Below are 13,571 nucleotides of genomic sequence, written 5' to 3'. Positions count from 1 at the left end.
CAATGACCCTGTGGGTGCTCGGACTGAATCACCAGACCGCACCGGTGGAGCTGCGCGAGCGCGCGGCCTTCGCCGGTGAGGCGTTGCCGCGCGCGCTCGGTTCGCTGCGCGATACCCCGCAGATTGCCGAGGCGGTGCTGCTGTCCACCTGCAACCGCACCGAACTGTACGCCGTGGCCGAGTCGGCACAGGCGCTGGACCAGTGGCTGCGCAGCCAGGCCGGTGACCTGCAGGGCTATCTGTACCAGCATGCCGATGCCGAAGCTGTGCGCCACCTGTTCCGGGTCGCCACCGGGCTGGACTCGATGGTGCTGGGCGAACCGCAGATCCTCGGCCAGGTGAAGGACGCCTGGTCGACCGCGCGCGACCATGGCCTGCTCGGCCAGCGCCTGGACCGCCTGTTCCAGCAGACCTTCTCGGTGGCCAAGCGTGCGCGGACCGATACCCAGATCGGCACCAACCCGGTGTCGGTGGCCTCGGCGGCCGTGCGCCTGGCACAGAACGCGTTCGCCCGTCTGGACGATTCCACCGTGCTGCTGGTCGGTGCCGGCGAGACCATCGAACTGGCTGCACGGCACCTGAGTGAAGGCAAGGTGCGGCGGCTGCTGATCGCCAATCGCACCCTGGCCCACGCGCAGGAACTGGCCAGCCGCCATGGCGGCGTGGCCCTGCCGCTGACCGAACTGGACCGCCACCTGGGCGAGGCCGACGTGGTGTTCTCGGCCACCGCCGCGCGCGAGCCGGTGATCCATCGCGAGATGGTGGCCAAGGCCCTGCGTGCACGCCGGCACAAGCCGATGCTGCTGTTCGACCTGGCCGTGCCGCGCGACATCGAAGCCGAGGTCGGCACGCTCAACGACGCCTTCCTCTACACCGTCGATGACCTGGAACGCGCGGTGGAAGACAACCGTCGTGGCCGCCGCGAGGCCGCTGCCGAGGCCGAGGCAATCATCGACCTGCAGGTATCGCGCTTCATCGAGACCCAGCAGGCCAGCGCCCACCAGGCACCACTGCGGCAGCTGCGCGCGTTCGGCGAAGCCACCCGTGCCGAGCTGCTGGAGCGCGCGCGCCAGCAGCTGGCCAACGGCAAGCCCGCCGACGAAGTGCTGGAACTGCTGGCCCACGGCCTGACCAACCGCCTGCTGCACCCGCCGACCGCCGCACTGCGCGCCGCCGCGCTGAGTGGCGATGCCGACCTGACCCGCGCCGCCGAGCGCCTGTTCCCGGCCACGCCGGGTTACCGCCACCCACCCGTGAGACCCGATGACGCCGACCCTGCGCCGTAAGCTGGAAGCGCTGGCCGAGCGCCGCGAAGAACTGGAACGCCTGCTCGCCGAACCCGATGTGGTCGCCGACAACACCCGTTTCCGCGACCTTTCGCGCGAATTCGCCCAACTTGAACCGGTTGCCACTGCACTGGCCGATGAAGCCCGTGCCAAGGCCGACCTGGCCGCCGCCGAAGGCATGCGCGCCGATCCCGATCTGCGCGAGCTGGCCGACGAGGAGATCGCCGCCGCGCAGGCGCGCCTGCAGGCGCTGGAGCAGGAGCTCGCATTGCTGCTGGTGCCACGCGACCCGCGCGACGAAGGCAACCTGTTCCTGGAAGTGCGCGCGGGTACCGGCGGCGACGAGGCAGCGATCTTTGCCGGCGACCTGTTCCGCATGTACGCCCGCTACGCCGAACGCCAGGGCTGGAAGGTCGAGATCGAATCGGACAGTCCGGGCGAGCACGGCGGCTACAAGGAAGTGGTGGCGCGCGTGGTCGGCCGTGGAGCGTTCTCGCGCCTGAAGTTCGAATCGGGTACGCATCGCGTGCAGCGCGTGCCAGCCACCGAATCTCAGGGCCGCATCCACACCTCGGCGGCCACCGTAGCGATCATTCCCGAGGCCGACGAAGTCGATGACATCGTCATCAACCCTGCCGACCTGAAGGTGGATACGTTCCGCTCGTCCGGCGCCGGTGGCCAGCACGTCAACAAGACCGAGTCGGCGATCCGCATCACCCACCTGCCGACCGGCGTAGTGGTGGAATGTCAGACCGAACGCAGCCAGCACGCCAATCGCGACAAGGCGATGAAGCGCCTGAAGGCGCAGCTGCTCGATGCCGAACGCCAGCGCCAGGACGCGGCGCAGGCCGAATCGCGGCGCCTGCAGGTCGGCAGCGGCGACCGCAGCCAGCGCATCCGCACGTACAACTTCCCGCAGGGCCGGATCACCGACCACCGCGTGGAAGGCCTGACCCTGTACGACCTGCCCAACATCCTGGCCGGCGACCTCGACCCGCTGCTGCAGCGACTCAGCCACGAACACCAGGTCGACGCCCTGGCGCAGTTGTCGGCGGACTGATCACGATGACGGCCTGGCAGCAGCGACAGCACCTGCAGCAGGCGATCGCGCGCCAGCCCGGCGACTTCGTGGCCTGGGTGATGCTGGCCGACCTGGAACTGGAAGCCGGCGACATCGCTGCCGGCGAGCAGGCCGCACGACGCGCACTGCAACTGCGCCCCAACCACCCCGAAGCGCTGGCGCGGCTGGGCCGCGTGGCCTGGATGGCCGGCGCACATGGCGATGCAGCGAAGCTGCTGGGCCAGGCTTCGGCACTGGCCCCGCAGCACCCGGGCATCGCGTTGTGGCTGGGCCATGCGCTGGAAGATGCCGATGATGCCGAAGGGGCGGCGACGGCCTATCGCCGCGCGCATGCGCTGATGCCGGGCGAACCCTATATCGCCGCCCAGCGCCTGGCCTGGCAGCGCCGCCTGTGCGACTGGCAGGACGTGGACGCACTGGCCACACAAGTGCGTGGCGCACTGGCCAGCGGCCAAGGTGTGGTCGAACCGTTCGCGTTCCTCAGCGAGGATGCCACCGCAGCCGAACAGCTGGCCTGCGCGCGTGCACGCGCCGCAGTGGTTGCTTCGGGGGTACGTCCCCTTCCTGCCGTGAAGGTGCGCGCGCACGGCCCCCTGCGCGTCGGTTTCCTGTCCAATGGTTTTGGCGCCCATCCCACCGGGCTGCTGACCGTGGCCCTGTTCGAGCAGCTGCGTCATGACCCGGCGTTGCAGCTGCATCTGTTCGCGTTGAACCGCGACGACGGCAGCCGCATCCGCCAGCGCCTGCAGACGGCCACACAGCTGCATGATGTGGCTGGCCTGCGCCATGCAGACACTGCCGCACGCATCCGCGCACAGGGCATCGACCTGTTGTTCGACCTGCGCGGCTGGGGCGGCGGCGGCACGCCGGAAGTGCTGGCGATGCGCCCTGCCCCGCTGCAGTTGAACTGGCTGGCTTACCCCGGCACGTCCGGGGCGCCGTGGATGGATGCCGTGATCGGCGACAGCTTCGTTTTGCCAGTTTCACTGGAGCCGCACTACAGCGAACGGGTGCTGCGCCTGCCGCGTGCCTTCCAGCCCTCGGACAACACCCGCATGCTGGAGCCGGCACCGTCCCGCGCCGAGTGCGGGTTGCCCGGAAACGGCGTCGTGTTCTGCTGCTTCAACAACAGCTACAAGCTCAACCCGCGCAGCATGGGCCGCGTCTTCGCAGTACTGCAGGCGGTGCCCGGCAGCGTGCTGTGGCTGCTGTCCGGCCCCGGCCACGCCGACGCCCGCCTGCGCAGCGCCGCACAGGCCGCTGGCCTGGACCCAACGCGGCTGGTGTTCATGGCCAAACTGCCGCATCCGCAGTATCTGGCCCGCTATCAGCTGGCCGACCTGTTCCTCGACACGCATCCGTACAACGCCCACACCACCGCGTCCGACGCGCTGTGGGCCGGCTGCCCGGTGCTGACCTGCCCCGGCGACACGTTCGCCGCGCGCGTGGCCGGCAGCCTCAACCACCATCTGGGGCTGGCGCGGATGAATGTCCCCGACGATGCGGCGTTCATCACCACCGCCAGCGCGCTGGGCAATGACCCGGCGGCGCTGGCCGCGTTGCGCGCTGAACTGGCACAGGCGCGCGAGCGCAGCGGGCTGTTCGACATGGGCGGGTTTGCCCGCGATCTGTCAGCGTTGGTGCAGCAACTGGCACGTGAGAACGGCTGGACGGGCGCAGCAGGGTAAGCGCGACCAGGTAGCGTCGACATCGCCTGGGCAGCCCCTGCGCTACGCTCGTGCTTCCTCCCCGCGGGTGTGACGATGGCCAAGCTCAAGCGCAAGGACTACGACGAACTGCTGCTGCCTTTGCAGCTGGAACTGACCGCCATGGCGCGCTGGGTGCAGCACAGCGGGCAACGCCTGCTGGTGCTGTTTGAAGGGCGCGACACGGCGGGCAAGGGCGGCGCGATCCAGGCCATCAGCCAGCACCTCAACCCGCGCCAGTGCCGCGTGGTGGCACTGCCCAAGCCCACCGACCGCGAAGCCACGCAGTGGTACTTCCAGCGCTACGCCTCGCACTTGCCCGCCGCCGGCGAGATCGTGCTGATGGACCGCAGCTGGTACAACCGCGCAGGCGTCGAACGGGTGATGGGCTACTGCAGCGAGACCGAGTACCAGCAGTTCCTGCGCCAGGCGCCGGTGTTCGAACAGCTGCTGGTGGATGACGGCATCCTGCTGTTCAAGTACTGGCTGTGCGTGGACCAGGAGCAGCAGGAGAAGCGCTTCGCCGAGCGCCACCTCGATCCGCTGAAGGGCTGGAAGCTCTCCCCGGTGGACCTGAAATCGCGCAGCAAGTACAGCGCCTATACCGAAGCCCGCGAGGCGATGCTGCGCGCGACGCATCGCGAGGCGGCGCCGTGGACGCTGGTGGATTTCAACGACCAGCGGCTGGGCCGGCTGACGCTGGTACGCAACCTGCTGGACCGGTTGCCCGATACGCGGGTGGATGCACCGTTGCCCGAGCTGCCGAAGCTGAAGGGCAAGCTGCATCGCGAGCACTACGATGTCCTGAAGCCGATCGAGAACTTCCCGGTCGAGGAATAGGGTGGGTCGGCAGGGCCTGCGGCCCTGCACCTGCTCAAGCAACGGCAACAGCAACAGCCAGAGCGGGATTTCCGTGGAATGGCGGGGCGGTGTCGGAGTGCGGGGACGCCGCAAGTACGTCCTTGTAGGCTTGGCAGCCGCATCCATGCGGCTGACACCCCGCACTCCGACACCGCCCCACCTCTGACAGATTCCGGCGATCTGGTAGATCCACGCCATGCGTGGATGAATCTCCATTGAAATCGATTATTTCGACAATTGAACGAAGAGCATCCACGCATGGCGTGGATCTACGTGTCGACCAAGGTCGACACCCACCAAGAGCAGGCCATGCATTCCGACAGTTCGCGGAGAACTGTCGAAGGCGGGGTGGGTCCGGTGGCGGGGGCGTGAGCCGCATGGATGCGGCGACCGAGCTTACATGGACGTACTTGCAGCGCCCCCCGCCACCGGACCCACCCCGCCTACCCACAGGAAACCCCGCTTGGGCTGTTGCTGTTGCTTCGGCTGTTGCTGTTGCTGCCGGCCAGCGGCCGGCACTACCGCGGGTGCAGGGCCGCAGGCCCTGCCGCCCAACCCCATTACCTGGCAGCCGCGATCTGCTTTTCGATGTCGGCGGCGGTCACCGGGCCAAGGAACGTGTGCGCCAGCTTGCCCTGCGGATCCAGCAGGTGCGTCAACGGCAAGCCGCGTGGCGTGGCGAAGTCCGCCGGCGGATCGAACGGGTCCACGATCACGATCGGATAGGTCACCGGATGCTTGGTCAGGAACGACTGCATCTCCGGCACCTCGATGTCCTCATAGGCCAGGCCGACCACTTCGATGTTGCTGCGCATCGCATGCAGCGCCGACAGCTCGGGCATCTCCTTGCGGCACGGGGCACACCAGGTCGCCCAGAAGTTCACCACCACCCACTTGCCGCGATGCGCGGCCAGGTCGTAGTCGCTGCCGTCCACCGCCTTCATCTTCAGCGTCGGGAACTCGGCGGTGGTACGTTCGGCCGGGGTCTCCTCCACCGCTGCGGGGGTGGCCGGGGTCGGTGCCTGTGCCGGTGGCTGGCTGCTGGCGGGGGTGGGCTCCTGGGCCGGCTTGCAGGCCGACAGCGCCAGCAACAGTGCCAGCGGCAGCAGCAACGGGGTCTTGCGGGTCATGGCATGTCTCCGGAATCGGTGTAGATATCGCTGACCTTGCGCTTCAGGCGTTCACGCAAGGGCAGTCGCAGATCGTCCAGCGCCGCCAATGCGGCACGTCCCAGGCTGTCATCACGATACGGCAGGTGCTGCTCGGCCACCGGGATGCGCAGCTGGGTGCATTCGTAAAGATCGGCCAGGCTGACCTGGTCCAGATCGCGCGACAGCAGCCACTCGCCGCGCTCATCGCGGCGCAGCAGGTCGATGTCCTGCAGATTGCAGATCAGGTCCTGCAGCAGTGAATCGGTCAGCATCGGCTCCAGCCGCAGGATCTCGTCATCGGCCATGCCCTTGCCCTTCGCCCGTGCATGCTGGAAGCGGCCGAGCAGGCGAAGCAGTCCATAGAACTCATACCCCTGCGGCAGGCGCAGTTCCACCGGCTGGTAGCGGAAGGCCGCCATCGACGAAGACAATGATGCGCCCAGCAGCACCGCCACCCAGCACAGGTAGATCCACAGCAGCAGGATCGGCACGAAGGCCACCGTGCCATACAGCTTCTGGTAGGACTGGAAGCTGCCCAGATAGGCCCCGATGCCCCACTTCACCAGCTCCAGGATCACCGCCGCCAGAATCGCGCCGGGTATCGCGTGCCGCCACTTCACGGTGTGGTGCGGCACCACCCGGAACATCAGCGTGATGCAGACGAACTCGATCAGGATCGGCGCCAGCCGCAGGGCCAGTTCGGCCAGCCAACGGCCCTCCTGGGTACCGAACAACGGCAACGCGAACACCCGCGCCGACACCGCCAGCGACGCAGCGGCGAGCATCGCGCCCAGGGTCAGCACGGTCCAGTAGACCAGGAAGCGGGTCAGCTTGGGCCGGGTGGAGCCAACCCGCCAGATCTGGTTGAAGGTCTCTTCCACGCTGTTGAGGGTGATCAGCAGCGATACCACCAGCGCGATGAAGCCGGCGGCGGTGAGCTGGCCGGCGCTGGCCGAGAACTGCCGCAGGTAGCCCTCGGCCGCGCGCGCGGCGTTGGGCACGAAGTTGGAGAAGACGTAGTCGCTGAGCTGGTCGCTCCAGCGGTCGAAAACGGGGAAGGCCGAGAGCACGCCGAACACCACGATGGCCAGCGGCACCAGCGCGAACACCGTGGTATAGGCCAGCGCCGCCGCTGCCTGGAACAGGCGGTCGTCGAGGAAGCGATGCCACAGGAAGCGGCCGAAACTGATGGCCCGTGCGCGATCCCGCGCGCGCTCCATCCACAGGTTGAGCGTATCCAAAGGTTCCATCGGCGAAAGGGTACCCGATGCGGAATGCTGGCAGGATAGCCATACTGGTGGCCACACGACGAGGAGAAGCGGGCACGATGGGCGAGATTCTGGTGCTGTACTACAGCCGGGGCGGTTCGGTGGCACGGCTGGCGCGCCAGATCGCGCGGGGCGTCGGCGAAGTGCCTGGCATGAGCGCGCGCCTGCGCACGGTGCCGCCGGTGGCCGCAGTGACCCAGACCGCGCAGCCGCCGGTGCCCGACGATGGCGCCCCCTACGTGAGCGTGCAGGACCTGGCCGAATGCCAGGGCCTGCTGCTCGGCAGCCCGACCCGCTTCGGCAACATGGCCGCGCCGGTGAAGCATTTCCTCGACGGGCTCGGCGCCGAATGGGTCAACGGCACCCTGTCGGGCAAGCCGGCCGGGGTGTTCACCTCGACTGCTTCGATGCATGGCGGCCAGGAATCGACCCTGCTGTCGATGCAGGTACCACTGCTGCACCATGGCTGCGTGATCGTCGGCATCCCGTTCACCGAGCCGGCGCTGAGCCACACCACCAGTGGCGGCACGCCGTATGGCGCCAGCCACGTGGCCGGTGCCGCCGACGACCCGCAGCCGACCGACGATGAAGCCGTGCTTGCGCGCGCGCTTGGCCGCCGGGTGGCCGACATCGCGCAGCGGTTGGCCCGATGAGCACCGGGCAGCGCACGGTCCTGCTGCTGGCCCTGATGGGGCTGGCTGCGCTGTTCGCCGGCTGGTTCATCAATGACAAGCACTGGCTGGCCACCCAGCTGGTGTTTACCGCGCCACCGCTCGCGCTGGCCATTGCGCTGCGCCTGGGCTGGCGCAGGACGGGTTTCTGGGCCTCGGTGCTGGCCCTGGGCTGGTTCAGCCACGGCGTGATGAGCGCCTGGAGCCACCCGCAGACGCGCTGGCTGGCGCTGATCGAAATCACACTGGCCCTGCTGGTGATCTTCAGCGCCAGCCTGCCAGGGCTGCGCGCCCGCTTCGGCAAGCGACGCTGACGCTGCGCCCGCCGGGCCGTATCATCTGTGCTCCCGGCCCCGCGCCGCTGCAACTGTCCTGGTTTCGCGCATGCACATGATGGAAGAGCTCCTGGTCGTCACCACCGGTGGCACGATCGACAAGATCTACTTCGACGACAAGTCGGACTACCAGATCGGCGATCCGCAGATCGGCATGATCCTGCGCGAGCTGGGCGTGACGTTCCGCTTCAACGTGATTCCGATCCTGCGCAAGGATTCGCTGCACATCAACGATGAGGACCGCGAGCTGATCCGCGCCACCATCGCCGCGCAGCCGACCCGGCACGTGCTGGTGACCCACGGCACCGACTCGATGGTGCAGACCGGCAAGGTGCTGGCGACGATCCCGGACAAGACCATCGTGATGACCGGTGCACTGAGCCCGGCACGCTTCCGCGGCTCGGATGCGGAGTTCAACATCGGCTGTGCGATCGGTGCGGTGCAGTCGCTGCCGAGCGGCGTGTACATCGCGATGAACGGGCGGATCTTCGACCCGCAGCACGTGCGCAAGAACGTGGCCGCGAACCGCTTCGAATCGGTCTGAGGAACAGCGTGCCGACCAAGGTCGGCACCCACCATGGCGCGGCGGCACGTACCACCGCCGGCCCCATGCAAGAACGCCCCGGCCTGGGCCGGGGCGTGCCCATGGAGAGGGACTTGGGCTCAGTACTGGGCGTTGAGGGTCACGCCCGAGAAAGTGCTGTACGCCTTCACCCGCACATACCAGGTACCGGCGGCCGGACTGTTCACCGTGCAGGTCTCGCTGTTGCCGCTCAGGTACGGACGGCAGGTGTACACCGTGTCGGTCGGCGCGCTGCCCTGGCGGATGTAGAGGTCGGCGTCACCGGTGCCGCCGCTGATCGCCACGCGCAGCTGGCTGCTGCCGGCCGGGACATTGACGGTGTAGCTGAGCGATGAACCACTGCTGGCCGACAGGCCGGTGACCGGCACATTGTTCTGCAGGACGTTGCCGCCCGGATTCGGAGTGCCGCCCCCGTTGATGGCCGCGGACACTGCGGCGTTGGCGTCGATGATGCCGGCACCGCAGCCACCCGAGCATGACCCCGGCAGCGGGCGTGCGGTGCTCTTGATGATGCTCTCGACCTGCGCCGGGCTAAGCGGGCTTGGCGCGACCGATTGCATCAGCGCAACCACGCCGGCCACATGCGGCGCCGCCATCGAGGTGCCGTTGTACGACGCGTAGCTGGCGCTGCCCGGCGTGGTGGTGCCGGTGTTGAGCGTGGACAGGATGCTCTGGCCCGGTGCCGAGATGTCGATGCCGGTGCCGTAGTTGGAGAAGCTGGCACGCGCACCGGCCGAGGTTGTGGCCGCCACGGCAATCACGTTCGGGCAGTTGGCCGGCACCGACGAGGACACGTTGGTGTTGCTGTTGCCGGCGGCGACCACCACGGTGGTGCCACGGCCGACAGCGCCATTGATCGCATTCTGGTAGGTGGTGGAGCAACTGCCGCCACCACCCAGCGAGAGGTTGATGACTTCAGCCGGGTTGGCATTGGCCGGCACGCCACTGACGGTGCCGCCGGAGGCCCATACGATCGCGTCGGCGATGTCGGAGGTGTAACCGCCGCACTTGCCGAGCACGCGCACCGGCACAACCTTGGCGTTGAACGCGGTACCGGCCACGCCGGTGCTGTTGTTGGTCACTGCCGCCACGGTGCCGGCGACGTGGGTACCGTGCCAGCTGGAGTTGGAGGCCGGGATGCCCGAGCCGCACTCGTTGGCGCCGTACCAGTCGCCTTCATCGTTCGGGTTGTTGTCGCGACCGCCACCATCGCGCGCCATCGCGGCGTCGCTGATGAAGTCGTAGCCGGGCAGGATGTTGGCGTTGAGATCGGGGTGGTTGGTGATGCCGGTGTCGATCACCGCCACGACCACGCCGGTGCCGGTCGACTTGTCCCAGGCCGGCTGCACGTTGATCGACGCATTGGAGGTACCGAAGCCCCACTGTTCGCTGAAGCGGGTGTCGTTCGGGGTCAGCGTCGCGCGCATGATCTGGTCGACTTCGACGTACTCCACGTTCGGATCGGCGGCCAGCTTGCGCATCAGCAGCTCGGATTCAGCCTGGTCGAGCGGGCGATCGGTCCTGACCAGGGTCGGGCCGACGGCCAGCTTGCGGACCTGCTGCAGGCCCAGTGCGCGGCCCTGGCTGCTGGCCAGGCCGGCGGCGGCATTCTTCAGTGAAGAGGCCAGTGCGGTGGTGTTGGCCACCGGCGCACTGCCGTCGCGGTACTTCACGATGAAACGCTGGTGGGTCGGCGCGGACTGCAGGCCGCTGAGCTGGACATCGCCGGCCAGCGCAGGCGTGGCCAGCAGCAGCGATGACAGAACGGACGCACCAAGGACCACCCACACTCGACGCACACGCGGTTGCGTTACCTGGGACATCGTATTTCCCTTTCTTGTGGTGTGAATGCCGGAATCGGCAGAAGCACCGGCCCGAACCCTGGGCTGGCTTGCATTGGCGAGGTTCGAAGTCCGGCGAGCCAGCGGATCCCCCTAACGATCCGCCGTGCAGATGACGCTAATGGCCGAAACCGGACACCACAAGATTTTCAGCGTCTTTTCAGCTAGATGAAATGTTCGTTCTGAGACTTTTCGGGTCAAGGGTTTGTGAAGGTGAAGGAACTTTCTCGCGTCCTGCACAGACCTGACTGGGCCATCACATGTCCCGGAATGACTTTGCCGACATCGGCGTCCGCCGATCCGGAGTCAAATCCTTTTTCACGCGGAAAGGGATCTGACCCCCTTGGCCTGAAATGCAGAAAGCCCGTCGCGGGGACGGGCTTTCCAGAAGCGCAGCCGGGCGCGGGCCCGGCTCTACGATTCGATGTGGGCGATCAGCCCAGCTTGACCAGCCAGTTGTGGCGGTCCGGCAGGCGGCCGTACTGGATGTCGGTCAGTTCCTTGCGCAGCGACATGGTCACCTCGCCGGCCGGGGCGTTGATGTCGCCCACCGAGAAGCCCTCGCCCTTCAGCTGGCCGATCGGGGTGACCACCGCGGCGGTGCCACAGGCAAACACTTCGCTGATCGCACCGGAGGCGACGCCGTCCTTCCACTCGTCGATGCTGACCTTGCGTTCTTCGACCTTCATGCCGCGGTCGCGGGCCAGCTGCAGGATGCTCTCGCGGGTGATGCCCTCGAGGATGCTGCCGGACAGTTCCGGAGTGACCAGCGTGCCGTCCTTGTAGACCAGGAACACGTTCATGCCGCCCAGTTCTTCCAGGTACTTGCCCTCGACCGGGTCGAGGAACAGCACCTGCGAGCAACCCTGCGCCTGCGCCTTCTGCTGAGGCAGCAGCGAGGCGGCGTAGTTGCCACCGCACTTGGCAGCACCGGTGCCGCCCTTGGCCGCACGCGCGTATTCGGTGGACAGCCAGATCGACACCGGGGCAACACCCTTGGCGAAGTACGGGCCGGCCGGGCTGGCGATGACGTAGTAGCCGGCCTTGTGCGCACCGCGCACGCCGAGGAAGGCTTCATCGCCGATCATGAACGGGCGGAAGTACAGGCTCGACTCGTCGGCCGACGGCACCCAGTCGCTGTCGACGGCGATCAGCTGCTTCAGCGATTCGACAAAGATCTCCACCGGCAGTTCCGGCAGCGCCAGGCGCTGCGCCGAACGCTGCAGGCGACGGCCGTTGGCATCCGGGCGGAAGGTCCAGATCGAGCCGTCAGCATGGCGGTAGGCCTTGATGCCTTCGAAGATCTCCTGGCCGTAGTGCAGCACGGCCGCGGCCGGGTCCAGCTGCAGCGGACCGTAGGCACGCACGCTGGCGTTGTGCCAGCCGGTGTCCTTGTCCCAGCGTACTTCCACCATGTGGTCGGTGAAGTGCAGGCCGAAGCCCGGCTTCTCCAGGATCTTGGCGCGCTCTTCAGCGCTGCGCGGGTGGTCCGAACGGGTGACGGCGAAGCTGGGAATGGACTGGGACACCGGAGATTTCCTGTTCTGGTTGCGGGTATTGCCGGGCCCGCGTCACTGCGGGCCGTGGGTCAAAGCATGCCGGTCTCGAGCCGGGCCGCCTCGGACATCATGTGCTGGTTCCACGGCGGGTCGAACACCAGGTCGACGTCGGCCTCGGCCACCGTCGGGATCATTTCGAGTTTGCTGCGCACGTCGTCGACCAGGATCTCGCCCATGCCGCAACCCGGTGCGGTCAGGGTCATCTTCACATCGATCTCGCGCTTGCCTTCGTCCAGGTGCTTGATCTCGACCTCGTAGACCAGGCCCAGTTCGACGATGTTCACCGGAATTTCGGGGTCGAAGCAGGTGCGCAGCTGCTGCCATACCAGCTGTTCCACCTGTTCATCGGTGGCGTCGGCCGGCAGTTCCAGCGGTGCCGGCGCTTCCTTGCCGATGGCGTCGCCGTCCTTGCCGGCGATGCGGAACAGGTTGCCCTCGACGAACACCGAATAACTGCCGCCCAGCGCCTGGGTGATGTACCCATAGCTGCCGGCGGGCAGGGTCACGGTGTCGCCCTGCGGGACCATCACGGCCTCGCAATCGCGTTCGAAGTGGACAGGTTCGCTGCTACGGGAATACATGGGGACCGATATGGGGCCGTGGCCGGGGCCACGCAAGACGGCATTCTAGCCCAGCCGCCCTGCCGCCGCCGGTGCACTGCGGCAAACCACAGTATCCTGTGGGTGATCTTCAGGGAGCTTCGATGTCCTCCAATGCCGCGCGTGCCAGGACCGTGACCTGGCTCTGGCCCATCATGCTGTTGCTGGGCCTGCTTGTTGCTCCCCTCGCCTGGATGGTGCTGGCGCTGATGACCGGCCGGCAGGTCGGCTGGATGGCGGTCGTGACCGCCCTGGAACTGGTGTTCATGCTGCGCATGGGTACGCTGGGCCCGGGCCGGCTGCGCATTGCACTGGTCGTGCTGGGCACCCTGCTGGTGACCGCCGTCGCCAACTGGACCATCGCCAGCGCCTGGATGGGCGGCTCGATCGGGCTGGACCTGTGGGACGCGACCCTGCGGATGGGCCCGCACCTGGCCTGGACCCTGATCGCCCTCGCCAATGGCGCGGTGGAATGGCTGTGGCTGGCGCTGGGCGTGGCCGTGGGCGCCTGGCTGGCGCGCTGAGCACGCCGGTTGCCACGTCCGCCGGGGATATGCAGGTAGATCCACGCCATGCGTGGATGGGATGGTAGTGCCGGCCGCTGGCCGGCAGAATCGTGCGGACCAAGGT

13 protein-coding genes are annotated in these 13,571 nt (G+C 67.6%); 8 read left to right on the top strand and 5 right to left on the bottom strand.

The window, feature by feature from the left end; genetic code table 11:
- Nucleotides 1–2 precede the first annotated feature (2 nt).
- The 4 genes from hemA to ppk2 all read left to right on the top strand — a co-directional run bounded on the left by hemA (nucleotide 3) and on the right by ppk2 (nucleotide 4,913).
- Entirely contained in the window at nucleotides 3–1,286 is a 1,284-nt protein-coding gene (gene hemA, locus ROV95_RS06810) for a glutamyl-tRNA reductase (RefSeq protein ID WP_021202249.1), read from the top strand.
- Nucleotides 1,264–2,346, top strand: coding sequence for a peptide chain release factor 1 (gene prfA / locus ROV95_RS06805; RefSeq protein ID WP_019661162.1), 1,083 nt, complete (start codon nucleotides 1,264–1,266; stop codon nucleotides 2,344–2,346). Before hemA ends, prfA begins: the two co-directional genes overlap by 23 nt.
- Before the next feature lie 5 nt (nucleotides 2,347–2,351).
- Entirely contained in the window at nucleotides 2,352–4,055 is a 1,704-nt protein-coding gene (locus tag ROV95_RS06800) for a tetratricopeptide repeat protein (protein ID WP_312543647.1), read from the top strand.
- A 75-nt stretch (nucleotides 4,056–4,130) separates the two neighbouring features.
- Nucleotides 4,131–4,913, top strand: a complete 783-nt coding sequence (gene ppk2, locus ROV95_RS06795; RefSeq protein WP_155028994.1) for a polyphosphate kinase 2 — start codon at nucleotides 4,131–4,133, stop codon at nucleotides 4,911–4,913.
- A 581-nt stretch (nucleotides 4,914–5,494) separates the two neighbouring features.
- On the opposite strand, the gene ROV95_RS06790 is transcribed toward ppk2, so the two are convergent.
- Both ROV95_RS06790 and ROV95_RS06785 read right to left on the bottom strand, forming a co-directional pair.
- Nucleotides 5,495–6,064, bottom strand: a complete 570-nt coding sequence (locus tag ROV95_RS06790) for a TlpA disulfide reductase family protein (RefSeq protein ID WP_019661158.1) — start codon at nucleotides 6,062–6,064, stop codon at nucleotides 5,495–5,497.
- A complete protein-coding gene (locus tag ROV95_RS06785) occupies nucleotides 6,061–7,335 on the bottom strand; it encodes a YihY family inner membrane protein (protein WP_312543638.1) in 1,275 nt (424 codons plus the stop codon). Before ROV95_RS06785 ends, ROV95_RS06790 begins: the two co-directional genes overlap by 4 nt.
- 77 nt (nucleotides 7,336–7,412) lie before the next feature.
- Between ROV95_RS06785 and wrbA the strand changes: the two genes are divergently transcribed.
- The 3 genes from wrbA to ROV95_RS06770 all read left to right on the top strand — a co-directional run bounded on the left by wrbA (nucleotide 7,413) and on the right by ROV95_RS06770 (nucleotide 8,903).
- The gene (gene wrbA, locus ROV95_RS06780) at nucleotides 7,413–8,006 is read left to right on the top strand and encodes an NAD(P)H:quinone oxidoreductase (RefSeq protein WP_021203211.1); all 594 of its coding nucleotides are present in this window, start codon (nucleotides 7,413–7,415) and stop codon (nucleotides 8,004–8,006) included.
- The gene (locus tag ROV95_RS06775) at nucleotides 8,003–8,338 is read left to right on the top strand and encodes a DUF2069 domain-containing protein (RefSeq protein WP_019661155.1); all 336 of its coding nucleotides are present in this window, start codon (nucleotides 8,003–8,005) and stop codon (nucleotides 8,336–8,338) included. Before wrbA ends, ROV95_RS06775 begins: the two co-directional genes overlap by 4 nt.
- A gap of 79 nt (nucleotides 8,339–8,417) precedes the next feature.
- Complete coding sequence (locus ROV95_RS06770) at nucleotides 8,418–8,903, top strand: asparaginase domain-containing protein (RefSeq protein WP_010481766.1); 486 nt, start codon at nucleotides 8,418–8,420, stop codon at nucleotides 8,901–8,903.
- A 119-nt stretch (nucleotides 8,904–9,022) separates the two neighbouring features.
- On the opposite strand, the gene ROV95_RS06765 is transcribed toward ROV95_RS06770, so the two are convergent.
- The 3 genes from ROV95_RS06765 to sufT all read right to left on the bottom strand — a co-directional run bounded on the left by ROV95_RS06765 (nucleotide 9,023) and on the right by sufT (nucleotide 12,923).
- Nucleotides 9,023–10,765: a S8 family peptidase gene (locus ROV95_RS06765; protein WP_019661154.1), complete on the bottom strand. Its 1,743-nt coding sequence runs from the start codon at nucleotides 10,763–10,765 to the stop codon at nucleotides 9,023–9,025.
- Between the two features lie 452 nt (nucleotides 10,766–11,217).
- The gene (locus tag ROV95_RS06760; RefSeq protein ID WP_134735892.1) at nucleotides 11,218–12,312 is read right to left on the bottom strand and encodes a branched-chain amino acid aminotransferase; all 1,095 of its coding nucleotides are present in this window, start codon (nucleotides 12,310–12,312) and stop codon (nucleotides 11,218–11,220) included.
- 59 nt (nucleotides 12,313–12,371) lie between these two features.
- Complete coding sequence (gene sufT, locus ROV95_RS06755) at nucleotides 12,372–12,923, bottom strand: putative Fe-S cluster assembly protein SufT (RefSeq protein ID WP_005415385.1); 552 nt, start codon at nucleotides 12,921–12,923, stop codon at nucleotides 12,372–12,374.
- 122 nt (nucleotides 12,924–13,045) lie between these two features.
- Here sufT and ROV95_RS06750 point away from each other — a divergent pair, with 122 nt between their 5' ends.
- On the top strand, nucleotides 13,046–13,465 hold the full coding sequence (locus tag ROV95_RS06750; protein WP_019661152.1) for a hypothetical protein: 420 nt from the start codon (nucleotides 13,046–13,048) through the stop codon (nucleotides 13,463–13,465).
- Nucleotides 13,466–13,571 lie beyond the last annotated feature (106 nt).

The sequence above is a fragment of the Stenotrophomonas maltophilia group sp. msm1 genome (assembly GCF_032025805.1).
Taxonomy (GTDB): Bacteria; Pseudomonadota; Gammaproteobacteria; order Xanthomonadales; family Xanthomonadaceae; genus Stenotrophomonas; species Stenotrophomonas hibiscicola.
The sequence above is the reverse complement of the archived record's forward strand: the minus strand, read 5'-3'. Positions and strand labels throughout refer to the sequence as shown.